A 24,623-nucleotide genomic window follows, 5' to 3' on the forward strand; every position below is an offset into this window, starting at 1 on the left:
CCGCCCATGCTTAACCCCCGGGAGCGCATCGAACGGCAGATGGCCGATCCATGGCTCGTGCGTCTGCACCGTAGACTGAGCGCACTGAAATCCACTGTCACCGTCATGCACACCGGTGCGCACCCGGACGACGAGCAGAACGGGCTTCTCGCCTATTTCCGGATGGAACTGGGCATGCGGATCATCATCGCCTGCTCGACGCGCGGTGAAGGCGGGCAGAATGCGCTCGGGCCGGAGCGGCTGGGCGCGCTTGGCGTCATCCGGTCGCGGGAGCTGGAGGAGGCGGCCCGCATCATCGATGCGGACATAAGCTGGCTCGGCCATGGCCCGGCGGATATGATCCACGACTTCGGCTTCTCCAAGGATGGCGACCAGACCTTCGGTCGATGGGGGCAGCAGCGCATCGTTGAGCGGCTGGTGCGCGCCTATCGTAAGGAACGGCCTGATATCGTTATTCCGACATTTCTCGATGTGCCGGGACAACACGGGCATCACCGCGCCATGACGCGCGCGGCGAAAAGCGCAATCGCGCTGGCGGCTGATCCTGCCGCCTATCCCGAGCATTTCTCCGAGGGGCTGAAGCCGTGGAAGGTGGCCAAATATTATCTTCCTGCATGGTCTGGTGGTGGTGACACCTATGACGACGAGGTGCCTCCGCCGGAAACGACGCTGACAGTCAATGCGGTGGGCAAGGAGCGGGCAACCGGCGCGCAATATGACCGCATCGGCGAATGGTCGCGTTATTATCATGCCTCACAGGGAATGGGGCATTGGCCGAAGCGGGCGCAGGAAGCATGGCCACTGCATCTCGAGCTCTCCAACGTCGCGGGCGTTGAGGAAAGCTCGATCCTAGAAAGCCTGCCGTCGTCGCTGGCTGATCTCTCGGCTGTTCCGGGTCTTACCGCCGATTTGGCAAAGGCGCTGGTTGCGGCCGAACAGGCAATCACTGACGCAATCGATGCCTTTCCCGACACGCAGCGGATCACGGCCTCACTTCTGACGGCGGCAGCCCTTTTGCAAGAGGTTGACGAGGCCGCAGCGCAGGACTTCAGGGAGTTGCATGGGCACCGGATCGCGCGCAAACAGGCGCAGGTCGATGCCGCTATCCTGACAGCGCTCGATCTTTTCGAGCGGGCCTATGCCGAGCCAGCCGAGATCGTTCCGGGTGGGACGTCATCTCTCTATGTGGAACTCGCGGGAAAGGCGGCTGAATTTGACGTCGAGGTTACCCCCGTCCTTCCGGCTGGCGTATCGTCTTCGGTTCAGTCGCGTGGCCAGACAATGGTCTTCTCACTTGCCGCCGATCAGGACGCGGCCGTTTCCGGGCTTTACCAGCCCGACTGGAAAGCCTCAGGCGGCAATGGTCATGCCTCGGTGCGCCTGTCCGTAATGATTGGAGGCAGGGAGGTTTCGGCCGCTTTCGATCTGGAGGAGCCGTTTTTCGTGACGCCGGCGCAGTCGCTGACGATTTCGCCCGATGCGCTTCTGGTTCCACTTGGACAGGGGCAGGATTCCCATGTTTTTCAGGCACACATAAAGGGTGCCGATGCACCGCTGTCTTTCAGGAGTACGGGTGGCTGGAACCTGCGCAAGACCGGCAATGACTGGATGGCCGAACGTACCGGTGAGGCAGCGGTTGGCCTTGCCCAGATCGAAGCGCTTGTCGGTTCGCAACCTGCCTTCCAGATCACGCCCATCGCATATCCGCATATCGGCCGGGCGCGGTTTCTGGCGCCCTCCGCTCTAAAAATCCTCTCGCTCGATCTCAAGCTGCCCGAGGGCGCGCGCGTCGGTTATGTCGGCGGCGGTGCCGACCGGGTCGGGTCATGGCTTTCGCGCATGGGTCTTGATGTCACAGAACTCGATGCGCAGGCGCTTGGCGGTGATCTCTCGTCCTTCACGACAATCGTTGTCGGCATCTTCGCTTTCGGCATTCGCAAGGATCTGGCTGCGGCAACCGAAAGGCTTCACCGCTTCGTCGAAGAAGGCGGCCATCTTGTCACGCTCTATCACCGTCCAACCGACGGATGGAATCCCGAGACGACGCCCGTCAGGCGGCTTGAGATCGGTAAGCCTTCCCTGCGTTGGCGGGTGACGGACCCTAATGCGGAGGTGACGGTGCTATTGCCCGATCATCCATTGCTTGTCGGGCCCAACACGATCGGTGCTGCCGACTGGACGGGCTGGGACAAGGAGCGCGGGCTCTATTTCGCTGCGCGCTGGGATGATGCTTATGAACCCCTGCTCGCCATGCACGATGTCGATGAACAGCCTCTGAAAGGGGCGCTGGTCTCGGCGGCCATTGGCAGGGGCCGGCATACGCATACAAGCCTCGTGCTGCACCACCAGATGGACAAGCTGGTGCCGGGGGCATTCCGCCTCATGGCAAACCTTGTGCAACCCGCGTGAATGGCCAGGACCAGATTGAAAAACAGGAAAACCCGCGCGAAAACGATGCTCGCGCGGGCATCGGCTGGCTGCTTATGGATATGGCCCTCGTTTCGGGTGGAATGACAGCCCTCGTCAAGGCGCAGGGTGTGACCTATCCGGCATTCCAGCTTGTCTTCATAAGGGCGATGATCGGCCTGATCTTCATCCTGCCGCTTATCTGGCGACACCGGGGGGAAATGGCGCGCGTCAAATATCCCTGGCGCAACCTTTTCCGAATCTGCTGCAACGCCATTGCACTCACCAGCAACTTCGTCGCCATCACCCTCTTGCCGCTCGCCACCGTCAATGCTGTCGGCTTCTCACGCCCGCTGGTGACGATGGCCATGGCGGTTGTCTTTCTCGGTGAAAAGGTAAGCCGATATCGCTGGGTCGGCGCTTGCCTCGCATTTGTTGGCGTTCTTGTGGTCATCGGGCCGGGCGGCGCGGAGATTAACGCAGGCGTGCTCGTCGTCCTCGTCTCCGTCGTGTTCGGCGCGCTTGCGGTGATCCAGACCCGGGCGCTGCGGCAGGAAAACACCACTGTCATGATGGTGTTCTACACGGTGGGTCTTGCCGTCATTACCGCCGTTCCGGCGATCTGGACGTGGAAACCGGTCATGCCGCTCGACTGGGGGGCGCTGCTCGCCATCGGCCTGCTTGCGCAAATGGGGCAATATTGCTTCCTGCGGGCCTATCGCATCGCTGACGCCAGTGTTCTGGCGCCAGTTGGATATCTGTCGATTTTGTTCGTGACCGCTGTGGGATACTTCCTGTTTGACGAGGTGCCTGAAGCCCGTGTTGTTCTTGGCATTGCCATCATTCTCGTCTCCTTGCAGGCAACCGCCTTTGCGGAATATCTTTTGAGGAAGTTGCGCGGCCGGCGGTGAAAGGTGCCGCTTTTATCTTTGACGCGCCAGAACGCTCAGCCGGATCCAGCCCAGTGTCGCGCGCTTGAAGCGATCGTAAAACGAACGGGCAAAGCGCACATATCGCATGATCCATGCGAACCAGGCGTAGGTGAGGAGCTTCTCCCGACCGGCGTGGTAAATGCGCTCGACAATCAGGAACGTGGCGAGGTGAGCGAGGATCGTCAGCGCAATTCCTGTTTTGACGGTGCCGTGCGCGATGAGGAGCAGGCCGATGATTTTCATCGGTTCGGCGATGGCAAATGGCACCGCCAGCAAAAGAAGAATGGCAAGACGCGGTAGTCCGCCAATCCGGCTTTCCAGTTTCCTGATGAATGTCAGTCTGGATATTGCCTTGATGATCGGCCGATAGAGCGGGCGAAAAATGCCGTCGAGGATCAGGGCAAACACGATGATTGCCCGAAGCGGAAAGATGAGGATCTTCCTGATTTTGTTGTTCACCTCATTCGGTCTCCAAAAGGGGCTGTATGGCCAATTCTTAATCGCCTGAAACGTGGCAAAACGAAGTTGTTTTTTACGATCTGCTCTGCTGAACGCTCGCATACATGCCGGTGGTGCGGAATTCGCTTGGATTGATGCCATATAGCCTGCGGAAGACCTTCGAGAAATAGTTCGGGTCTTCGAAGCCGCATAGCACGGATACCTCCTTGATGGGGATGTTTTCGGCTGTGGTGAGAAGCTTGGCTGCCCGTCTCAACCGTCGCTGCAATACAAATTCGGCCGGTGGCAGGCCTTCGCTTGCCGTGAAGATGCGGGAAAAATGCGCACGGCTGAGGCCGGCGACGGCGGCAAGATCGCTGACGGAAAGACGCTCTCCGAGATGCCCGTCTATATAGCTCAGCACCTGCTGCATGGTGCGATATTCACCGCCAAAGGAGGGATGCGAGCCGAACACGTCGTCATAAAGCGTCATCGCCGCTTCATAGGCGACGGCGGAGGCCGCCCCTGGTGTTTCCGCGCCGTTGACGAGGCGCGAGCAACAATGGGCGAGATGATCGACGGTTTCCTGTTGCAGCTTGAGGATAGGCCCGGTGACGGCAAGAATATTGCGGTGAATGCGCAAGGCCTCCTCGCCATTCATGGAGATCCAGAAGAACTCCCATTGCTTTCCCGCTTCCAGCCAGTAGCGATGATTGTGCGGGATGAGCAGGAGGAGGGTTTCGCCCGGCTTCACCACGTAATGACGGTTTTCGTAACGAAGGTTTCCCTGTCCGCCAATGCAATATTGCAGCACAGTGAATGGTGTCTGTCCGCGCTTTCGTCCGTCCCAGTCATAATTGCCACTGCTGCGGATTTCATAGCCGCTGCTGGTGGGCATTGTGTGCAGGGTCTGGCGGCCGCGGGGCAGCGAGACGGTCCGCATCCCGGGCCCCTGATCGATCAAATCTTGCAGCACAAAATTACCCATGAAAGCATAATCCTTCTCTGGTTCCGCTCGTCATTATACGCATAATCCCGAACCGAGGAGACAGCCAGTACGATATTGTTGCGGAGAATTTTTCAGGAGTGCCGGTTTTCCGGGGTTCTTACAGGTATATTCTCGCATCGCCTTATTATGATCGTTTGGCCCGTTTCACCCGTTCGATTTGCAACAGAGGTGGCGTTATGAGTTTCAAAATCGCTATAATCGGCGCCGGAAGCGTCGGATTCACGAAAAAACTGTTCACCGATCTTTTGTGCGTGCCGGAGTTTCGCGACATCGAGGTCGCGCTGACGGATATCAGCCAGCACAATCTGGATATGATCAGGGCGATCCTCGACAAGGTCGTGGAGGCCAACGGTTTTCCGGTGAAAGTGACAGCGCATACCGATCGCCGTCGCGCGCTTGAGGGTGCGAAATACATCATAAGCTGTGTGCGGGTCGGCGGTCTGGAAGCCTATGCGGACGACATCCGTATTCCGCTGAAATACGGGATCGACCAGTGCGTCGGTGACACCATCTGCGCCGGCGGCATTCTCTACGGCCAGCGTAACATTCCGGTCATTCTGGATTTCTGCAAGGATATCCGCGAGGTCGCCGCACCCGGTGCCAAGTTCCTGAATTACGCCAACCCCATGGCCATGAATACATGGGCAGCCATCGAATACGGCAAGGTGGATACGGTTGGTCTTTGCCACGGTGTGCAGCACGGTGCGGAGCAGATCGCTGAAATTCTCGGCGCAAAATACCCGTCCGAACTTGATTACATCTGCTCGGGCATCAACCACCAGACATGGTTCATCGATCTAAGGCTGAATGGCCGCAAGATAGGCAAAGAAGAGCTGGTCGCCGCTTTCGAGGCGCATCCGGTTTTCTCACAGCAGGAAAAGCTGCGCATCGACGTGCTTAAGCGCTTCGGTGTCTATTCGACGGAGAGCAACGGCCATCTGTCCGAATATCTGCCATGGTACCGCAAGCGCCCGGATGAAATCGCTCGCTGGATCGATATGTCGGACTGGATTCACGGCGAAACCGGCGGTTATCTGCGCCACTCCACCGAGACGCGGAACTGGTTCGAAACGGAATTCCCGCAGTTCCTGGCGTCCGCCGCCAAGCCCATCGAACCGGAGAAGCGCTCCAACGAACATGCGAGCCACATTCTGGAAGCGCTTGAAACCGGGCGTGTCTATCGCGGCCACTTCAACGTCAAGAACAATGGCGTCATAACCAACCTTCCTTCTGATGCGATCATTGAGTCGCCCGGTTTCGTGGATCGTTTCGGCATCAACATGGTCTCGGGTATCACGCTGCCGGAAGCCTGCGCGGCGACCTGCATGGCGTCTATCAACGTGCAGCGCATGTCGGTACATGCGGCGGTCAGCGGCGATATCGATCTTCTGAAGCTTGCCGTGCTGCATGACCCGCTAGTCGGCGCCGTCGCCACTCCGGAGGAGGTCTGGCAGATGGTGGACGAGATGGTCGTCGCACAGGCGCGCTGGCTGCCGCAATATGCGGAGGCCGTGCCTGATGCCAAGGAGCGGCTTGCGAAATCCACCGTCAAGACCCGCGACTGGGCGGGTGCGGCGCGCCGCAATGTGCGCTCAATCGAGGAACTACGGGCCGAGAAATCGGCGCTGAAAAAGGCCGTTTGAAGGAAAAGGCATGGGAACAGGCCGGTGGTGAAAAGGGAGTTCGCCGCCGTGGCTATCGCGACAACAGAGGGTGGGCGGTCGAAGAGCTGCCATTTGGGAGGAATGACGATGCAACTTCAACGCAAGATCGGTATCATCTCGGCATTGGGTCTTGGTGTTTCGATGATCGCACTCAGTGCGAACGCCTTCGAAACCACCACGCCGCCGGAGCCGCCGCAGTTTCCGGCCGAAGGCAAGATCGATTATGTGGCGCGCGACTCGATCCTGGAGTTCAAGGCCCTGCCTGATTACAGCGAGCCGGACTGGATCACCGAAAAATTCGAGAAGACTGGCAAGCTGCCGCCCTTGAAGGAACGCTTGCCTGAGGAGCCGCTGGTCTACAAGACCGGCAACATGGTGGATGGCATCGGCGTTTATGGCGATACGATGCGCCATGTGATCGGCGGACGGCCCGAAGGCTGGAACTACATTGCCGGCCAGAGCCAGGGCTGGGGCGGCATCGATATTGCGCTTTCCGAATGCCTGACGCGCACAGCGCCGCTGTTTCAGGTGAATGCCAAGGACACCGAACCGCTGCCCAATCTCGCCAAAGGCTGGGAATGGTCGCAGGATGGCCACAAGCTGACGATGCATCTGGTCAAGGGTGCCAAATGGTCTGACGGTGTGCCGTTCAACGCCGATGACGTCATGTTCTACTGGGAAGACGCGGTTCTCGATCCCAACGTGTCGCCACTCGGCGGCGGCGCGTCGCCTGAAGCCTTCGGCGAAGGCACCACGCTCAAAAAGATAGATGACTATACGGTGGAGTGGACTTTCAAGACCGCTTTCCCGAAGCAATATCTCTATACCATGGCTTATCCGAGCTTCTGCCCCGGACCGGCGCATATTCTGAAACCACAGCACCCGAAATATTCCAAGAACACCTATAACCAGTTCAAGAACGCCTTTCCGCCGGAATATATGAACATGCCTGTCATGGGTGGTTGGGTGCCGGTGGAATATCGCCCCGACGACATCATCGTGCTCAGGCGCAATCCATACTACTGGAAGGTCGACGAGAAGGGCCAGCAGCTGCCTTATCTCAACGAGCTTCACTACAAGCTCTCCACCTGGGCCGATCGCGATGTGCAGGCTGTGGCGGGATCGGGCGATTTCTCCAATCTCGAACAGCCGGAAAATTTCGTCGCTTCGCTGAAACGCGCAGCTGACCCGAATGCGCCGGCTCGCCTTGCCTTCGGGCCGCGCCTGATCGGCTATAACCTGCAGATGAACTTTTCCGCCAATGGCTGGGGCAATCCGGACGAGCGCGGGCAGGCCATTCGCGAGCTCAACCGCAACGAGGTGTTCCGTCAGGCGGTGACCTCGGCCCTCGACCGCAAGGCAATCGGCGACTCGCTCGTCAAGGGCCCGTTCACGGCGATCTATCCGGGTGGCATTTCTTCGGGCACCGGTTTTTACGATCGCAATTCCACGGTCTATTACCCCTTCAACCTTAAGGAAGCGAAAGCCGCCCTTGCATCAATTGGCCTGAAGGACACCGACGGCGACGGCTTCTTGAACTTCCCGAAGGAGACACTGGGCGGACGAAACGTCGAGATCATTCTTCTGGTCAATAACGGCTACACGACCGACAAGAGCATCGCGGAAGGCCTTGTCGGGCAAATGGCGAAACTTGGCCTTCGCCTCGTCATCAACAGCCTTGATTCCAACCAGCGCGATGCGGCCCATTATGGCGGTCAGTTCGACTGGCTGGTGCGCCGCAACTCCACCGAGCTTTCGTCCGTGGTGCAGAATACCGAGCAGTTGGCACCCGTTGGCCCGCGCACCAGCTGGAACCATCGCGCACCTGAAGGCAAGGAACTGGATCTGATGCCGTTCGAAAAGGAGATGGCCGATATCGTGCGCAAATTCATCTCCTCGCAGGACAATGCCGAGCGGGCGGAACTGATGAAGCAATATCAGAAGGTCTACACGCAGAACCTCTACACGATCGGGCTTACCGAATATCCCGGCGCGCTCATCGTGAACAAGCGGTTCTCGAATGTGCCGCAGGGCACGCCGATCTTCATGTTCAACTGGGCTGAAGACGCCATCATCCGCGAACGCCTTTGGGTCGCGGCCGACAAGCAGGGCAAATACGAGCTTTTCCCCGAGCAGCTTCCCGGCAAGCCGGGTGAGGGCGGCCCGATCAACTAGAACTCCTCCCGGAGAAAACCCGGTACCGGTCGCGCGTGAAGCGCGGCCGGAGACACACGGACTAGCCAAGCGGAGGATACCCGTTCGATGCTGAGATTCCTGACAATACGCATAGGCTCCGCCATTCCGGTGCTGCTTATCCTGAGCGTGGTGACATTCGCCATCATTCAGGCGCCACCCGGCGACTATGCCGACTACATCCGCTCGCAATTGATGAACCAGGGCGGCGCGTCCTTCGAACAGGCGGAAGCGCAGGCGCAGGCCTACCGCATCGAACACGGTCTCGATAAGCCGATCGTCGTGCAATATTTCAACTGGATCGGCGGTATCATCACACGCGGCGATTTCGGCTACAGCTTCTATTACAACAAGCCGGTTGCCGATGTGGTCGGCGAACGCCTGCCGCGCACCATCGCACTCGCCCTTGTCTGCCACATTCTTTCATCGCTTCTCGGCATCGGTTTCGGCATCTGGGCTGCCACCAGACAATATTCCTGGATCGATAATCTGCTTTCGACCGTCGCCTTCCTCGGCATGACCATTCCGCGCTTCCTGATGGCGCTGATCCTCGTCTACCTGATGGTGTTTCATTTCGACGTGTCGGAAATCGGCAGCTTCTTTTCGCCGCAATATGGCGGTGCGCCATGGTCATGGGGGAAGTTCGTCGATCTCGTCAGCCATGTCTGGCCGGTGGTTGCCATCGCCGTTTTCGGTGGACTTGCCTATAATATGCGGGTGATGCGCGGCAATCTGCTGGATACGCTGAACGCCCAATATGTGGAGACGGCGCGCGCCAAGGGCCTTTCGGAAGGCGCGGTCATCATGCGCCACGCCGTACCGAACGCCGTGCATCCGCTCATTATGTATCAGGGCGTCGTGCTGCCCTACATGCTGAGCGGCGAAATCGAAACTGCGATCATCTTTGCGCTGCCGACCGTCGGTCCCGCCATCGTCGGGTCCATGGCGGTCGGCGATGTCTATGTCACCGCAACCTTCATGATGGTGCTGGCCGCCACGCTCATCATCGGCAACATCATCGCCGACATGCTGCTCGCCATGCTCGACCCGCGTGTGCGCGAATTCGGGAGGGCTTGAGATGGTGGCCGTTGACGAACTCAAGAATGAATCGGCTGCCGCAGCGAAGCCCGAGCGGGGTGTTCAGGGTAACGAGACCTATCTCGCTCTGGTGTGGCGGCGCCTCAGACGCTCTTTCACCGGCATGGTGGGGCTGGTGCTGGTGGTGCTGTTGATCACGATCTCAGTCTTCGCCGATTTCTTCGCGCCGATGAACCCGCTTGAAACCAATGACAGTTTCTCCCCGCCGCAGGTGGTGCGGTTCTCCGACAAGGACGGCAATATCAGCCTGTTCCCTCGGGTCTATGCCACCGCTGAAACGGACGAGCTCGATCCGGTGACCTTCCAGCCTATCGTCGGCCCGGATTACGACAATCCGCTTTATCTCGGCTTTTTCGTGAAAGGCGCGGAATATCGGCTGTTCGGCCTCATCCCGGCAAACCGGCACTTCTTCGGCACCACGGACGGGCAGCCGGTGCATTTTCTCGGAACCGACAAGTTCGGACGCGATGTGCTGTCACGGGCCATTTATGGATCGCGCATCTCGCTTGCCATCGCGCTCAGTGTCGTCACCATCGTTACCGTCATCGGCACCAGCGTCGGGTTGATCTCAGGATATTTCGGCGGGCCGCTGGATGCCTGGGTGCAGCGTTTCGTGGAAGTGGTTCTGGCCTTTCCACAATTGCCGCTCTATCTCGCCTTGACGTCGCTTATCCCGGTCACTGCCCCGACGACTGTTTTCCTCCTCTTCGTGGTCGGCGTCATGTCAGCGCTCGGCTGGGCGCAAATGTCTCGCGAGGTGCGCGGCAAGACGCTGGCGCTGGCGCGTATCGATTATGTCCGCGCCGCGATTGCCGTCGGCGCCACCGACCGGCGCATTATCTTCCAGCACATCCTGCCGAATGTGATGAGCCATGTAATCGTTGCCGTCACGCTGCATATTCCAAGCGTCGTGCTGCTCGAATCCTTCCTTGGCTTTCTCGGTTTCGCGGTCAAGCCGCCGCTGATCTCCTGGGGGCTGATGCTTCAGGATACGGCCACCTATTCAGTCATTGGTTCCTATCCATGGATCCTTGCGCCGGTCGGCTTTGTGCTGGTCACCGTTTTTGCCTTCAACGCGCTGGGCGATGGCCTTCGCGATGCTGTCGATCCCTATTGAGAGGAGCGTAACATGGTTGCTGCACAGAACACCTACGCCCCTGCCATCCGCTTCGATGCTGATAATCGAAACGACCAGGCCATCATCGATGCACGCAATATTGCCGTGACTTTCAAGGTTGAGCACGGCACGGTGGAGGCAGTGAAGGACATTTCCTTCCAGCTTTACCGGGGGGAGACGATCGCCATCGTTGGCGAATCCGGTTCGGGAAAATCGGTGACCGCCCGCACCATCATGGGGCTTTTGACGAAGCGGGCCTCGGTTTCGAAAACCGCGACCGTGCGCTTCAACGGCGACGACATCCTGAAATTTTCAAGCCGCCAGCGGCGGGCGTTGCGCGGCAACCGTATCTCGATGATCTTTCAGGAGCCGATGAGTTCGCTGAACCCGATCTATACGATCGGCAGTCAGATCGTCGAGGCGATCCGCGTCCACTCGAAGCTGAGCAGGAAGCAGGCCGAAGCGAGGGCGCTCGATCTTTTGCGGCAGGTGCAGATTCCGGAACCCGAGGCGCGGCTGAAGCAATATCCGCACCAGCTTTCAGGCGGTCAACGGCAGCGTGTCATGATCGCCATGGCGCTCTCCAACGATCCGGATGTGCTGATCGCCGACGAACCCACCACAGCACTGGATGTGACAGTACAGGCGCAGATCCTCAACCTCATACGCGATCTGCAGAAGAAGCGCGGCATGGCCGTGGTGCTCATCACCCATGACCTGACGATCGTGAAGCAGTTTTCCGATTACGTCTACGTCATGCAGCATGGCGAGATGCGTGAGCACAACACCACTGAGCGGCTGTTTGCAGCGCCGAACCACCCCTATACCCGAAAGCTGCTTGCTTCCGAGCCGCATGGCACCGCCAAACCATTGCCGGAAAATTCCGGTGTGCTGCTGACGGCGAATGGCGTGCGGGTGTCGTTCATGATGCGCTACGGTGGCCTGTTCAAGCCGGAATTGAAGGAACTTGTTGCCGTCGACGATCTTGGTCTTACCCTCAAGCGCCATGAAACGCTGGGAATTGTCGGCGAATCCGGGTCTGGCAAAACGACCTTTGGCCAATCCCTGTTGCGGCTGAACGAGCCGGTGGCCGGAGAGGTGATTTTCGATGGCGAGAGGGTCGACGGCCGCTCCCGGTCTCAAATGCGGCCTCTGCGCTCTCGCATGCAGGTCGTCTTTCAGGACCCTTTCGCCTCGCTCAATCCACGCATGACCATCGGCCAGATCATCGAGGAAGGGCTGGTTATCAACGGGCTTGGTAAAACCAAGGCCGAAAGGCTGGAGCGGGTGCGCGACGCGCTGGAAGCGGCAGGCATGCCCGGCAACATCCTCTCGCGTTTCCCGCACGAGTTCTCAGGCGGCCAGCGCCAGCGCATCGCCATCGCGCGTGCAGTCGCGCTGGAGCCGGAATTCATCCTGCTCGATGAGCCGACCTCGGCGCTCGACCTTTCCGTTCAGGCGCAGATCATAGACCTGCTGCGCAAGCTGCAGGACGAGCGGGGCTTGAGCTACCTGTTCATCTCGCACGACCTGAAGGTCGTTCGGGCTCTCTGCCACCGCGTCATCGTCATGCAGCGCGGCAGGATCGTGGAGGAAGGCCCCGTCGAGGAGGTGCTGAACCGCCCGAAAACCGAATACACCCAGCGGCTCGTCCGGGCCGCCTTTGAAATCGCATAGTTCAAGATGCCGGAGGCAAATATGGCACGAGATCCCAAGATCACATTTATCGGCGCAGGTTCCACGGTGTTCATGAAGAACATCATCGGCGACGTGCTGCAACGTCCGGCCCTTTCCGGCGCAACGATCGCGCTGATGGACATCAACCGCGAAAGGCTGGAAGAAAGCGCCATCGTCGTCAACAAGCTGATTTCGACGCTCGGGGCAAAGGCGAAAGCCGAGACTTTTACAGACCAGAAAAAGGCGCTCGCCGGTGCCGATTTCGTCGTCGTCGCCTTCCAGATCGGCGGATACGAGCCCTGCACAGTCACCGATTTCGAGGTGCCGCGTAAATATGGCCTGCGCCAGACCATTGCCGATACGCTTGGTGTCGGCGGCATCATGCGGGGCCTGCGCACCGTGCCGCATCTGTGGAAGATTTGCGAGGATATGCTCGCCGTCTGCCCCAATGCGATCATGCTGCAATATGTCAACCCGATGGCGATCAACACCTGGGCGATTGCGGAGAAATACCCGACAATCCGGCAGGTCGGCCTTTGCCATTCGGTGCAGGGCACGGCCATGGAACTCGCCCATGACCTCGATATTCCCTACGAGGAAATCCGCTATCGTTCGGCCGGCATCAACCACATGGCGTTTTTCCTGGAATTCGAGCACCGCCAGCCTGATGGCAGCTACAAGAACCTCTATCCCGATCTCGTACGAGGCTATCGCGAAGGCCGTGCGCCGAAGCCCGGCTGGAACCCGCGCTGCCCCAACAAGGTGCGGTACGAGATGCTGACGCGTCTCGGCTACTTCGTTACCGAAAGTTCCGAGCATTTCGCCGAATACACACCCTATTTCATCAAGGAGGGGCGCGAGGACCTGATCGAGAAATTCGGTATTCCGCTCGATGAATATCCCAAGCGCTGCATCGAGCAGATCGAGCGCTGGAAGGGGCAGGCGGCGGCCTATCGCTCAGCCGAAAAGATCGAGGTCAAGCAATCCAAGGAATATGCCTCCTCCATCATCAACTCGGTCTGGACCGGCGAACCGTCTGTCATCTACGGCAACCAGCGCAACAATGGCTGCATCACCTCGCTGCCATCAGATTGCGCGGCGGAAGTGCCCTGCCTTGTCGATCATAACGGCGTGCAACCAACCTTCATCGGGGAATTGCCCCCGCAGCTGACCGCGCTGATGCGCACAAACATCAACGTGCAGGAGCTGACGGTGCGGGCGCTGATGAGCGAAAACCGTGAGCATATCTTCCACGCGGCGATGATGGACCCGCATACGGCAGCGGAACTCGATCTCGACCAGATCTGGTCGCTGGTGGACGATCTTCTTGTCGCGCACCGGGACTGGTTGCCGGAATGGACGCAGGTGGAGATGAAGCGGGCGCGGGCGGTGTAAGGAACGCAACGGCTGCGTTGACGGCAGGCTGGCGCACCTTGCGTGGCGTTCGCCGGTTGTCATTCCGCTATAGATTTAACGTCATCCTCGGGCTCGTCCCGAGGAACCAACCACCTAGCAGAAAATGATAGCTAGCAGATGCTCGGGACAGGGCCGAGCATGACGAAGTGGGTTTTAGTCCTTCATCCACTTGACGTGTGTCAAAGCCTCGAAGCGCTCCCTCACCTAAACAGTCCCTAGCAACCTGTCTTCTCGCTCCAATATGGGAAATATCAGGTGGGATTTATGAACGTAAAGGTGGCTGGCTTCTTCGGTTTTATCGTATTACGGTTGAAACTCGAAGGGTTCATGGGGAAGACGGATGTCTAAAAATGGCTTGCTCATTGGTCTGGCGGTTGGGGTTATTGCCGTTGCTGCCTATTTCGCCTGGTCGAAGTTGACGGCAGAGGGTCTGCCCTCCGGTTTCGTTTCCAGTAACGGCCGGATCGAGGCGGTCGAGATCGATATTTCCACCAAAACCGCCGGCCGTCTTCAGGACATCATGGCGCGCGAAGGCGATTTCGTGAAGGCAGGGCAGGTGCTTGCCCAGATGGATACTGCCCAGCTGGAGGCCAAAAAGCGTCAGGCGGAAGCGCAGCTTCGTCGCGCAAAGATCGCAATCGATACCGCCCATAGCCTCGTTGCCCAGCGGGAGGCGGAAAAGACCTCGGCGCTTGCGGTGGTGGAACAGCGCAAGGCCCAGCTTGATTCGGCGTCCAAGACCTATGCGCGCTCAAGACAGCTGTTGACCGGCAATGCCGTGTCGCAGCAGATCGTCGATGACAGTGAGGCGGCAGAACAGTCCGCCCGCGCCACTCTTGCCTCGGCGCAGGCCTCGCTTGCCGCCTCTGATGCGGCAATCAACGCCGCCAAGGCACAGATCGTCGATGCGGAAGCGGCTGTCGATGCCGCGCAGGCCGATATTGAGAGCATCGAGACAGACATAGCCGATGCGACGCTGAAATCACCCCGCGACGGCCGTGTGCAATATCGCATCGCCCAGCCCGGCGAGGTGCTTTCCGCCGGCGGGCGGGTTCTCAACCTCGTCGATCTCGGTGACGTCTACATGACGTTCTTCCTGCCCACGGCTGAGGCTGGCCGTACATCCATGGGCTCGGATGTGCGCCTGATACTGGACGCAGCGCCGCAATATACCATTCCCGCCAAGGTTTCCTTCGTCGCCGATGTGGCGCAATTCACGCCAAAGACGGTGGAAACCGAGGAGGAGCGCCAGAAGCTTACCTTCCGGGTGCGGGCGCAAATTCCGCAGGAGCTGCTGCAGAAATATATTCAGTATGTCAAAACCGGTCTTCCCGGCATGGCCTATGTCCGGCTTGATCCGCAGGCCGTCTGGCCGGAGAATCTCGAACGCAATCTTGTGAAGTGAGAGTGGCCGCGATGGTCACACCCTCCGCGACGAATACTAAAAATCCCGGCGCGCCAGTCGCGCGGTTGACGGATGTACGGCTGGCGTTTGGCAGCACGGTTGCGCTTGCCGATATATCGGTCGAAATTCCCGCCGGACGGATGATCGGCCTTATCGGGCCTGACGGTGTCGGCAAGTCCAGCCTCCTCTCTCTGGTTTCCGGCGCCCGGGCCATACAGAAAGGCAAGGTGGAGGTCCTCGGCGGCGATATGTCCGATCCGCGCCACCGCGAGGATACTTGCCCGCGCATCGCCTATATGCCGCAGGGCCTCGGCAAGAACCTCTATCCAACCCTCTCGGTCTTCGAAAATATCGACTTTTTTGGCAGGCTGTTCGGGCAGGACGGCAGGGAGAGAAAGGCACGCATTGCCGAGTTGCTGAAGAGCACCGGCCTTGAACCTTTTGCCGACCGGCCGGCAATGAAGCTTTCCGGCGGCATGAAGCAGAAGCTCGGGCTCTGCTGTGCGCTGATCCACGATCCTGACCTGCTCATTCTCGATGAGCCGACGACGGGTGTCGATCCGCTGTCGCGCCGGCAATTCTGGGAGCTGATCGATTCCATCCGCGCCGGTCGTCCGGGTATGAGCGTGATTGTCGCTACGGCCTATATGGAAGAGGCCGCCGGTTTCGACTGGCTGGTCGCCATGGATGGCGGCAAAATTCTTGCCACCGGCTCGCCCACCGAGTTGCTCTACCGCACCTCCGCCGCCAATCTCGATGCAGCCTTCATCGCGCTTCTTCCGGAAGAAAAGCGTAAGGGTTACCACGAGGTGAATATCGCGCCGCGCACGGTGACCGGCGAGGGCGATTATGCCATTGAGGCCTCGCATCTGAGCATGCGTTTCGGTGATTTTACCGCCGTCGACAATGTCAGCTTCAAAATTCCGTGTGGCGAGATTTTCGGTTTTCTCGGCTCGAACGGCTGCGGGAAATCCACCACCATGAAGATGCTGACCGGTCTTCTGGCCGCCAGTGAAGGCGAGGCGAAGCTATTCGGCCACGAGGTGGATGCCAGCGACATGGCGATCCGCCACCGCGTCGGCTACATGAGCCAGGCCTTTTCGCTCTATTCCGAACTCACGGTGCGACAGAACCTCGATCTTCACGCGCGGCTGTTCAAGCTGCCGGAAGCGACCATTCAGCCGCGCATCGCCGAGATGGCAGAGCGCTTTGATCTCGGCACGGTCATGGACACGCTGCCGGACGACCTACCGCTCGGCATCCGGCAAAGACTGTCGCTTGCGGTGGCGATGATCCATTCTCCTGACATTCTCATCCTCGATGAGCCGACCTCAGGCGTCGATCCCGTGGCGCGGGACGGGTTCTGGCAAATCCTAGCCGATCTCTCCCGCAACGATAATGTCACCATCTTCATCTCCACCCATTTCATGAATGAGGCGGAGCGTTGCGATCGGATTTCGCTGATGCATGCCGGCAAGGTGTTGATAAGCGATACGCCTGACGCGATCACCAAAAGCCGTAATGCCGCAACGCTGGAAGAGGCTTTCGTCGCCTATCTCGAGGATGCCTCGGGTGTCAAAAAGGCGGAACCTTCAATAGCGCCCGCTCCGGCAACGGAGGTGGTCCCGACGCAGCATGTTGCACCAGCCCGCAAACGGTTTTTCGATGTCAGGCGCATGTTCAGCTATACGCGCCGCGAGGCGCTGGAACTGCAACGCGATCCCATTCGCGGCACTTTAGCGGTTCTTGGCAGCGTCATCCTGATGTTCGTGATCGGATACGGCATCAATCTCGATGTTGAGGACCTGACCTTCGCGGTACTGGACCGCGACGATTCCACCATCAGCCGCGATTATGTGCTCGATATAGCCGGTTCCCGTTACTTCATCGAGAAAATGCCGATCCGCGACTATGCGGATATGGACCGGCGCATGCGTGACGGGGAACTCAGCCTTTCCATTGAAATTCCACCCGGTTTCGGCCGCGATGTGCTGCGCGGCAAGACGGTGGAGGTCGGCGCTTGGATCGATGGCGCCATGCCGCAACGGGCAGAAACCGTGCGCGGTTACGTGCAGGGCATGCACCAGACATGGTTGGCGCGCAAGGCGAGCGAAATCTATGGCAATGCAGCGACGCAAAGCAGCTTCAGCATCGAAACGCGCTATCGTTACAACCCCGATGTCAAGAGCCTCGTCGCCATGGTGCCGGCGGTCATTCCGCTGCTGCTGATGCTCATTCCCGCCATGCTGGCGGCGCTCAGCGTCGTTCGGGAAAAAGAACTTGGCTCGATCGTCAATCTTTACGTGACGCCGACCACGCGGCTGGAGTTCCTGATCGGCAAACAGCTTCCTTATGTGGCGCTCGGCATGCTCAATTTCCTGCTCTTGACGGCATTTGCGATCTTCATCTTCCGGGTGCCGTTTACCGGGAGTTATCTCGCTTACGCGACGGGCGCTTTACTCTTCGTCATCATCGCCACATCCATCGGGCTCGTCATGTCTTCCTTCATGAAGAGCCAGATCGCGGCGATCTTCGGCACGGCCCTGTTGACGCTCATTCCGGCCACACAATACTCGGGCATGATCGATCCCGTTTCGTCGCTGCAGGGGGCGGGGGCCTTTATCGGCAATATCTATCCCGCCACCTATTTCATGACGATCTCACGCGGCACCTTCTCCAAGGGGCTGGATTTCGACGGTCTTTCGGGTTCCTTTCTGCCGCTTCTCATCGCCATTCCGCTGCTGCTCATCGCTGGTGCTACTCTTTTGAGGAAACAGGCGTCATGAGTTTGTTTTCATCCAACATCTTCCAGCTCGGCATCAAGGAACTGCGCGGGCTTGCGCGTGATGGCATGTTGTTGCTGCTGATCGTTTACGCTTTCACGCTGCAAATCTACACCGGTTCCAGCGCGTTGCCCGAAACCCTAAACAACGCCGCCATCGCCATTGTTGATGAGGATCAGTCGCCGCTTTCCGGTCGCATCAGCACGGCGTTTTATCCGCCCTATTTCGCGCCGCCGAAGCAGATTTCCATTGCTGAAATGGACAAGCGCATGGATGCAGGGCTCGACACCTTTGCGCTCAACATTCCGCCGGATTTCCAGCGTCAGCTAATGGCCGGGCAGTACCCTGCCATCCAGCTCAATATCGATGCCACTCGCATGAGCCAGGCCTTCAGCGGCGGCGGTTACGTGCAGAACATCGTGACGAGCGAAGTTGAGGAATATGTCAACCGCTATCGCGGCGCGACGACGGTGCCAGTCGATCTGACGCTGCGTTCTCGTTTCAACCCTGAACTGGACAAATCCTGGTTCGGCTCGATCAACAATATCATCACCGCCATCACCATGCTGTCGATCGTGCTGACGGGCGCGGCGCTCATTCGCGAGCGTGAACATGGAACGGTCGAGCATCTGCTGGTCATGCCGGTCACGCCGCTGGAAATCATGCTCAGCAAGGTCTGGTCCATGGGCCTTGTCGTGTTGGTGGCCTCGGCATTTTCCCTTTTCGTTGTCGTCAAGGGGCTGCTCGCTATTCCCATCGAAGGCTCGCTCTCCCTTTTCCTACTTGGAACGGCGTTGCAGCTCTTTGCGATGACCTCGATGGGTATTTTCCTGGCAACAGTGGCGGGTTCCATGCCGCAATTCGGCATGTTGCTGATCTTGTTCCTGCTGCCGCTGCAGGTGCTGTCCGGCGCCATGACGCCGCGCGAAAGCATGCCGGATATCATCCAGTACCTCATGCTGCTCGCACCCAACACTCATTTCGTAATTCTGGCGCAATCGGTGCTTTTCAGGGGGGCGGGGCTGGATGTGGTCTGGCCGCAATTGCTGGCGCTGCTTGCGATAGGCTCTGCACTCTTCATTTTTGCGCTTCGCCGCTTCCGGCGGTTCCTGCGCTGACCGGCGGACATTAGCCCGTTTTCCAGCATTTGCGAACGAGTTGAATTAATTGTGTTCGGTAACGGTATGTTCGCCCTCCGGGAATATGCCTATGAGGACGGTTGGGTAAAAGAGGGCTTTGTTGAGGAGTAGCAAATGAATATCGCAGGACGTCTGTCACTCACGGCCATGATCGCACTGGCCACGACACCATCCCTCGCATCGGAGGATATGGCTTCGCAGACGAGTGAAGCGATATTTGGTTTCGGTGGTGTTTTAACGAAAGAAGACATGTTGAAAAGCGCTGCCCTCGTTCCCGTGGAATACGAAAAGAATGCCATTCTGGGTGGCGGTTATCAGTTCTATCCCTATCGCATCGGCAATGTGAAGCTGGGCGGTGAAATCGGCGTTGCCGTCAGGTTTGGCAAGGGGTTCACCGGTGAAGTCTGGGCAGGGCCTGTCGCGCGTTATGACAAGATCAGGCTCGGGGAACGGTTGTTCGTTTCGCCGAGTTTCACGGCGGGTCTGAGCCTCGTCTCGGATGCGCAGCCGGGGCGGGAGAGGCAAGAAGAAATCAAGGACAACGGCAACGCCAATGTCCTGTTTTACCTCGGCCCGGAAATCAACGTTTCCTTCAGCGAAGAATCCTCGACGGAGTTCTTCTGGCGGCTTCACCACCGTTCCGGCGGCGGCAAGACGCTGGGCAATATGAAGGGCGCGACGAATGCCAATGTGTTTGGCGTTCGCTACAAGTTCTGACGACGTGGTGTCGGTAGTGGCCCCCGATATGACTGAATTTACGCCATACTTCTGTTTTTCCGCGCCCCTCGGAGGATGACCCTTGCACTCAGCGCATGGGTGGCCTGCCTTATTCTGTCTGTTCTTTGGTCCCGACAAGGCGCATATAAGGGACATCAAAGGACGCCGGAACGAAACGTTACTGACGTCGCCAACACCTTGAAAGGGTAATGTCATGAACGTAGCACGCAGCTTTAATAACTGGCGCAAGTATCGTCAGACCGTCAACGAACTGGGCCGCATGAGCAGCCGCGAACTGCACGATCTCGGTATCGACCGTAGCCAGATCAACAGCGTCGCCCGCGCCGCCGTCGGCAAGTAATCAGGCAGCTATTGCCGCTTTTGAATGACTAAACGCCCGCTTCGCGGGCGTTTTTGTTTTTGGCGAACCGTCGACGCTTGTGTCTCCCACGGGGCATGCCGTGCAAAGGCGAAAATCAGCCTGTTGCATTGATGTTTCGGGTTGGAAAAATCGCCATGCGTTTGATGCATGTCTGAGGTGCAAGCTTGTGTCTGTGAAATGCAGAAAAAAATGATATCTTCAAATCATCGAAACGGATGTACCTCCTCCCACATTCTTTCGGTAATGCGGGTGATCCTACTCCTCCTCCCAAGGATTGCCCCGGGGACAGCGGTTTCCTCCTCCCATATCGCTGTTCAATCTTTCAAGAAGCCTGCCGCACCTCCTCCCGCGGCAGGCTTTTTTGTTTTCAGCGCCGGGCGCCGTTTTCAGGCAACCCGCTTTTTATCTCCACGAGAATGGTTCAGTCGAAAGCCATCATGCCGATGGGCGTAACGGCACGGGTGCCCGCGCGCTTGGCAAGTGCGTAGGAAAGGCACTGTTCCACGGCGTCCTGCGGCACAGGTTTTACGATAACGCCTGCGCCGATACCGAGATTGACCACCACTTCCGGATTTGCCGTCATGAAGATCACCACGACGCCGTGATCCTGCGAAAGCCGCCTCCCGATCTCCGGGCCGGTCTGGCCGTCGGCGAGATTGACGTCGACAAAGGCAATATCTGCGCGGCTGCCGAGTGCCACGGCCTGATCCAGCCGGTTGGCGATGCCGATGACGTCAGCTTCCTCTTCCGCCTGCATAATGGAATCTTCGATATCCATGGCGATGAGAAATTCGTCCTCCACGATCAGCACACGCGGTTGTTCCGTGCGGAAACCCGGTTCGTTTTGCAGGATGTATGCGGACATATGACTGCCTCCATTCCATGCGCTTTAGCGCGGTCGGAAGGCAAACACCTGCCGAAGCAACTCGTTCCAAAGTGAGATAAACATGGTGAATACAGTGTAAACGGACCGGCTTTTCGGCTATCACCTCTAGATAGCGAAGCAGTTGATTCGGTTTGGTTTTCATCCGGGGAAGGGGTCGGAGACAGTCGCCGTAGCGCATCTTTCGCCCCTGGAGCACAAGCCTTTAGCCGCAAGCGGGGCAAAGGCTTGCATGCAAATTCAAAGCGTTACAGCGTCCTTCACGCGCCAGGAAGGAAATGCAGGAACGTTGCCGATCATTCGCGTGCCGCGGTTAAAAAACGGCGCGAGACCCTATGAGTTTAGAAAGAGAATAAGACGATGACCCAGTCTCCGCGCGCTCCAATCGCCCGCAATACGCCCAATATCGCTGTTATCGGCGTCGGTGGCGGCGGCGGAAACGCGATCAACAACATGATCGACGAGGGCATCGGCGGCGTTGATTTCATCGCCGCCAACACGGATGCGCAGGCGCTGAAGAAAACCAACGCGCCAAGGCTCGTGCAACTCAGCTCCGAACTTACAGGCGGGCTGGGTGCCGGGGCTGATCCGGAGGTTGGCCGGCAGGCGGCAATCGATTCGCTTGACGAGATCATGGATCACCTCAACGGTTACGACATGTGCTTCATCACCGCCGGTATGGGCGGCGGTACCGGCACCGGTGCTGCGCCCGTCATCGCGGAAGCGTGCCGTGCGAAGAATATCTTGACCGTCGGTGTCGTCACCCTGCCGTTCAGCTTCGAGGGCGCGCGCCGCATGCGTGCTGCCGAATATGGTTTCGCCAATCTGCTTAATACCGCCGATACCGTCATCGTCATTCCCAACCAGAACCTGCTGCGTATTGCGGATGCCGGCACGACCTTTGAAAGTGCCCTGAAGACGGCGGACAAGGTCCTGTCCCTCGGCGTGCGCTGCATTACCGATCTCATCCTGCGCGAAGGCCTGGTCAATCTCGACTTCGCCGATGTGCGTTACGTCATGAAGAATGGCGGACGCGCGCTTATGGGCACGGCGCAGGCCAAGGGTCCAAAACGCGCTTCGGAAGCGGCAGCAGCCGCCATCGCCAACCCGCTGCTCGGTGAACCGTCGCTGAAGGAGGCCCGCGGCGCGCTTGTGTCGATTTCCGGCGGCAACGACCTGACGCTTTACGAGATCGACGAGGCGATGACGCTTGTGCGCGAGGCAGTCAGCGAAGAGACTGATGTGGTGATGGGCGCGTCCTTCGATCCGACGCTGGACGGCGCTTTTAAGATTTCCGTCGTGGCCACCGGCCTGCGTAACTGAGGTCCCTACCTCGAAGCGGTGCTTTGTAAAAAAGCAGCGATGTCACAAATTGAATTATTGAAGCCGTCGCGGGTAATTTTCGTGACGGCTTTTTGTTGTTTTTGAACAATTATTCCGCCATTCGAGGGGCAGGTGCTGCAACGCGGCGTTGATATGGAAAAAATATAATAGTACTCTTTATGTCGACAAGAGGGATTTGGTTATGACGGATATAATTGCTTCTGCCGAGCGTAAGCGTGGCTCCGGCGTGAAGATGGTCTACGATCTGCTGCGCGACGAGATTCTCGATCTGGTTCTGCCACCGGGTAGTCCAATCGATGAGGTGCAGCTTGCCGAGCGGTTCAAGATGTCGCGCACGCCCATTCGCGAAGCCCTGGTGCGGCTCTCGGGCGAGGGGCTGATCGATACGCTGCCGAACCGTTCGACCATGGTGTCGAACATCGATTTCCTCAATATGCATACCTATTTCGATGCGCTGGTGCTGATGTACCGGGTGACGACCCAGCTTGCTGCCCAATATCACCGTCCGGAAGATCTGGCCGGCATCCGCGCCCATAATGCGGAATTTGCCATTGCGGTGGAAGAGCAGGACGCGCTGGCGATGATTTCCACCAATGCCGCCCTGCACCTTTCCATCGCCGAAGCCGGGCGCAACCCCTATTTCACCAGTCTGTTCAAGCGTCTGCTGGATGAGGGACGGCGCATCTTGCGGCTGTATTACCAGTCCTATGATGATCGCCTGCCGAAACGTTTCGTCGACGATCACGATGCGATCATCGCGGCGATCGCCGCGCGCGACACCGTTCTGTCCGAGAAACTGGCCCGCGAGCATGCCGAACAGATCGTGCAGCAGGTGCAGAAACTACTGGTGCGCAATGAGCGGCTGGAAATAAATCTGTAGCTTGTCGATTTCTTGTCGACAAATAAAATACAAGATTGTAATGTCCTTGTTGAAAGGGTGGCGCGGAGGTGCGTCCATTCCCGAAAAACTGTCCCTTAGGAGCTAGTAATGACGGCCAGCATTTTTTCCGGCGTGATTCCCGCCTTGATGACCCCCTGCAAAGATGATCGCACTCCCGATTTCGACGCGCTTGTCCGCAAGGGCAAAGAGCTGATCGCCGATGGCATGTCTGCCGTCGTGTATTGCGGTTCCATGGGCGACTGGCCACTTCTTTCCGATGAGCAGCGCATGGAAGGCGTGGAACGTCTGGTAAAAGAAGGCATTCCGGTCATCGTCGGCACCGGCGCGGTCAACACCGCATCTGCCGTTGCGCACGCCGCCCATGCCCAGAAGGTTGGCGCAAAGGGCCTGATGGTCATTCCGCGTGTTCTTTCGCGCGGCTCGGTCATCGCTGCCCAGAAGGCGCATTTCAAGGCCATCCTTGCGGCCGCTCCCGAAACGCCCGCTGTCATCTACAACAGCCCCTATTACGGTTTCGCCACCCGCGCCGATCTCTTCTTCGCGCTGCGTGCGGAACACAAGAACCTCGTGGGCTTCAAGGAATTCGGTGGTCCGGCGGATATGCGTTACGCTGCTGAAAACATCACGAGCCGCGATGATGAAGTCACCCTGATGATCGGCGTCGATACTGCCGTTGTCCACGGCTTCGTCAATTGCGGTGCAACCGGCGCGATCACGGGCATCGGCAATGTCCTGCCGAAGGAAGTCATCCATCTCTGCAAGCTGTCGCAGGCCGCCGCCAAGGGCGATGCGGACGCCCGCGCCCGCGCGCTGGAACTGGAGCAGGCGCTCGCCGTCCTCTCCTCCTTCGATGAAGGCCCGGATCTGGTTCTCTACTTCAAGCACATGATGGTGCTGAAGGGCGACAAGGAATATACGCTGCACTTCAACGAGACCGATGCCCTCAGCGACAGCCAGCGCGGTTATGTCGAGGCGCAGTTCAAGCTGTTCAACAGCTGGTACGCCGACTGGAGCAAGCTTCCGGGTGCGGTTCAGGCCTGCAAGGCTGCCTGATTACTTTCTGCAGTGAAAAAGGCCCGCATTTGCGGGCCTTTTTTGTTTTATAAGGTTCGATAGCTA

General features: G+C 58.6%; 19 protein-coding genes. 16 read left to right on the forward strand and 3 right to left on the reverse strand.

What is annotated here, in order from left to right; translation table 11 throughout:
- Positions 1-6: 6 nt before the first annotated feature.
- Both G6L97_RS22260 and G6L97_RS22265 read left to right on the forward strand, forming a co-directional pair.
- Positions 7-2,409, forward strand: a complete 2,403-nt coding sequence (locus G6L97_RS22260; protein WP_174003806.1) for a PIG-L family deacetylase — start codon at positions 7-9, stop codon at positions 2,407-2,409.
- Positions 2,406-3,317, forward strand: a complete 912-nt coding sequence (locus G6L97_RS22265) for a DMT family transporter (protein ID WP_174003808.1) — start codon at positions 2,406-2,408, stop codon at positions 3,315-3,317. Before G6L97_RS22260 ends, G6L97_RS22265 begins: the two co-directional genes overlap by 4 nt.
- 12 nt (positions 3,318-3,329) lie before the next feature.
- On the opposite strand, the gene G6L97_RS22270 is transcribed toward G6L97_RS22265, so the two are convergent.
- A complete protein-coding gene (locus G6L97_RS22270; RefSeq protein WP_035200397.1) occupies positions 3,330-3,797 on the reverse strand; it encodes a hypothetical protein in 468 nt (155 codons plus the stop codon).
- Between the two features lie 73 nt (positions 3,798-3,870).
- Entirely contained in the window at positions 3,871-4,764 is an 894-nt protein-coding gene (locus tag G6L97_RS22275; protein WP_004431265.1) for an AraC family transcriptional regulator, read from the reverse strand.
- 197 nt (positions 4,765-4,961) lie between these two features.
- On the opposite strand from G6L97_RS22275, the gene melA (G6L97_RS22280) reads away from it, so the two are divergent.
- From melA (G6L97_RS22280) to G6L97_RS22330, 11 genes are all read left to right on the forward strand, one after another.
- Positions 4,962-6,428: an alpha-glucosidase/alpha-galactosidase gene (gene melA, locus G6L97_RS22280; protein WP_174003810.1), complete on the forward strand. Its 1,467-nt coding sequence runs from the start codon at positions 4,962-4,964 to the stop codon at positions 6,426-6,428.
- A gap of 108 nt (positions 6,429-6,536) precedes the next feature.
- Positions 6,537-8,624 carry an ABC transporter substrate-binding protein gene (locus G6L97_RS22285; RefSeq protein WP_112236128.1) on the forward strand — a complete coding sequence of 696 codons (2,088 nt, stop codon included), beginning with the start codon at positions 6,537-6,539 and terminating at the stop codon, positions 8,622-8,624.
- 87 nt (positions 8,625-8,711) lie between these two features.
- Positions 8,712-9,719, forward strand: a complete 1,008-nt coding sequence (locus G6L97_RS22290) for an ABC transporter permease (RefSeq protein ID WP_004431273.1) — start codon at positions 8,712-8,714, stop codon at positions 9,717-9,719.
- Position 9,720: 1 nt separating this feature from the next.
- On the forward strand, positions 9,721-10,857 hold the full coding sequence (locus tag G6L97_RS22295; protein WP_013761093.1) for an ABC transporter permease: 1,137 nt from the start codon (positions 9,721-9,723) through the stop codon (positions 10,855-10,857).
- Positions 10,858-10,869: 12 nt separating this feature from the next.
- Complete coding sequence (locus tag G6L97_RS22300) at positions 10,870-12,534, forward strand: ABC transporter ATP-binding protein (protein WP_035200401.1); 1,665 nt, start codon at positions 10,870-10,872, stop codon at positions 12,532-12,534.
- A 21-nt stretch (positions 12,535-12,555) separates the two neighbouring features.
- A complete protein-coding gene (gene melA, locus G6L97_RS22305) occupies positions 12,556-13,929 on the forward strand; it encodes an alpha-glucosidase/alpha-galactosidase (protein WP_035200672.1) in 1,374 nt (457 codons plus the stop codon).
- Between the two features lie 361 nt (positions 13,930-14,290).
- Complete coding sequence (locus G6L97_RS22310; protein ID WP_174003812.1) at positions 14,291-15,355, forward strand: HlyD family secretion protein; 1,065 nt, start codon at positions 14,291-14,293, stop codon at positions 15,353-15,355.
- A gap of 11 nt (positions 15,356-15,366) precedes the next feature.
- The gene (gene rbbA, locus G6L97_RS22315) at positions 15,367-18,141 is read left to right on the forward strand and encodes a ribosome-associated ATPase/putative transporter RbbA (RefSeq protein WP_076845614.1); all 2,775 of its coding nucleotides are present in this window, start codon (positions 15,367-15,369) and stop codon (positions 18,139-18,141) included.
- Complete coding sequence (locus G6L97_RS22320; RefSeq protein WP_065705613.1) at positions 18,138-19,256, forward strand: ABC transporter permease; 1,119 nt, start codon at positions 18,138-18,140, stop codon at positions 19,254-19,256. Before rbbA ends, G6L97_RS22320 begins: the two co-directional genes overlap by 4 nt.
- A gap of 135 nt (positions 19,257-19,391) precedes the next feature.
- A complete protein-coding gene (locus G6L97_RS22325; RefSeq protein WP_004431289.1) occupies positions 19,392-19,994 on the forward strand; it encodes a hypothetical protein in 603 nt (200 codons plus the stop codon).
- Positions 19,995-20,208: 214 nt separating this feature from the next.
- On the forward strand, positions 20,209-20,355 hold the full coding sequence (locus G6L97_RS22330) for a DUF1127 domain-containing protein (RefSeq protein ID WP_004431290.1): 147 nt from the start codon (positions 20,209-20,211) through the stop codon (positions 20,353-20,355).
- A gap of 442 nt (positions 20,356-20,797) precedes the next feature.
- On the opposite strand, the gene G6L97_RS22335 is transcribed toward G6L97_RS22330, so the two are convergent.
- Entirely contained in the window at positions 20,798-21,241 is a 444-nt protein-coding gene (locus G6L97_RS22335; RefSeq protein WP_004431292.1) for a response regulator, read from the reverse strand.
- 378 nt (positions 21,242-21,619) lie between these two features.
- Here G6L97_RS22335 and ftsZ point away from each other — a divergent pair, with 378 nt between their 5' ends.
- The 3 genes from ftsZ to G6L97_RS22350 all read left to right on the forward strand — a co-directional run bounded on the left by ftsZ (position 21,620) and on the right by G6L97_RS22350 (position 24,557).
- Positions 21,620-22,582, forward strand: a complete 963-nt coding sequence (ftsZ, locus tag G6L97_RS22340; protein WP_019566702.1) for a cell division protein FtsZ — start codon at positions 21,620-21,622, stop codon at positions 22,580-22,582.
- A gap of 202 nt (positions 22,583-22,784) precedes the next feature.
- Entirely contained in the window at positions 22,785-23,483 is a 699-nt protein-coding gene (locus tag G6L97_RS22345) for a GntR family transcriptional regulator (RefSeq protein WP_004431295.1), read from the forward strand.
- Between the two features lie 108 nt (positions 23,484-23,591).
- Positions 23,592-24,557 carry a dihydrodipicolinate synthase family protein gene (locus tag G6L97_RS22350; RefSeq protein ID WP_174003814.1) on the forward strand — a complete coding sequence of 322 codons (966 nt, stop codon included), beginning with the start codon at positions 23,592-23,594 and terminating at the stop codon, positions 24,555-24,557.
- The last annotated feature ends 66 nt before the right edge of the window (positions 24,558-24,623 follow it).

The organism is Agrobacterium tumefaciens, assembly GCF_013318015.2.
Classification (GTDB): Bacteria; Pseudomonadota; Alphaproteobacteria; order Rhizobiales; family Rhizobiaceae; genus Agrobacterium; species Agrobacterium tumefaciens.

Excerpts from the sequence above, each read along its gene's own strand:
- G6L97_RS22260 (WP_174003806.1), top strand. The coding sequence starts at position 7 with ATGCTTAACCCCCGGGAGCGCATCGAACGGCAGATGGCCGATCCATGG.
- G6L97_RS22275 (WP_004431265.1), bottom strand. The coding sequence starts at position 4,764 with ATGGGTAATTTTGTGCTGCAAGATTTGATCGATCAGGGGCCCGGGATG.
- melA (WP_174003810.1), top strand. The coding sequence starts at position 4,962 with ATGAGTTTCAAAATCGCTATAATCGGCGCCGGAAGCGTCGGATTCACG.
- G6L97_RS22285 (WP_112236128.1), top strand. The coding sequence starts at position 6,537 with ATGCAACTTCAACGCAAGATCGGTATCATCTCGGCATTGGGTCTTGGT.
- G6L97_RS22290 (WP_004431273.1), top strand. The coding sequence starts at position 8,712 with ATGCTGAGATTCCTGACAATACGCATAGGCTCCGCCATTCCGGTGCTG.
- G6L97_RS22295 (WP_013761093.1), top strand. The coding sequence starts at position 9,721 with ATGGTGGCCGTTGACGAACTCAAGAATGAATCGGCTGCCGCAGCGAAG.
- G6L97_RS22300 (WP_035200401.1), top strand. The coding sequence starts at position 10,870 with ATGGTTGCTGCACAGAACACCTACGCCCCTGCCATCCGCTTCGATGCT.
- melA (WP_035200672.1), top strand. The coding sequence starts at position 12,556 with ATGGCACGAGATCCCAAGATCACATTTATCGGCGCAGGTTCCACGGTG.
- G6L97_RS22310 (WP_174003812.1), top strand. The coding sequence starts at position 14,291 with ATGTCTAAAAATGGCTTGCTCATTGGTCTGGCGGTTGGGGTTATTGCC.
- rbbA (WP_076845614.1), top strand. The coding sequence starts at position 15,367 with ATGGTCACACCCTCCGCGACGAATACTAAAAATCCCGGCGCGCCAGTC.
- G6L97_RS22320 (WP_065705613.1), top strand. The coding sequence starts at position 18,138 with ATGAGTTTGTTTTCATCCAACATCTTCCAGCTCGGCATCAAGGAACTG.
- G6L97_RS22325 (WP_004431289.1), top strand. The coding sequence starts at position 19,392 with ATGAATATCGCAGGACGTCTGTCACTCACGGCCATGATCGCACTGGCC.
- G6L97_RS22330 (WP_004431290.1), top strand. The coding sequence starts at position 20,209 with ATGAACGTAGCACGCAGCTTTAATAACTGGCGCAAGTATCGTCAGACC.
- G6L97_RS22335 (WP_004431292.1), bottom strand. The coding sequence starts at position 21,241 with ATGTCCGCATACATCCTGCAAAACGAACCGGGTTTCCGCACGGAACAA.
- ftsZ (WP_019566702.1), top strand. The coding sequence starts at position 21,620 with ATGACCCAGTCTCCGCGCGCTCCAATCGCCCGCAATACGCCCAATATC.
- G6L97_RS22345 (WP_004431295.1), top strand. The coding sequence starts at position 22,785 with ATGACGGATATAATTGCTTCTGCCGAGCGTAAGCGTGGCTCCGGCGTG.
- G6L97_RS22350 (WP_174003814.1), top strand. The coding sequence starts at position 23,592 with ATGACGGCCAGCATTTTTTCCGGCGTGATTCCCGCCTTGATGACCCCC.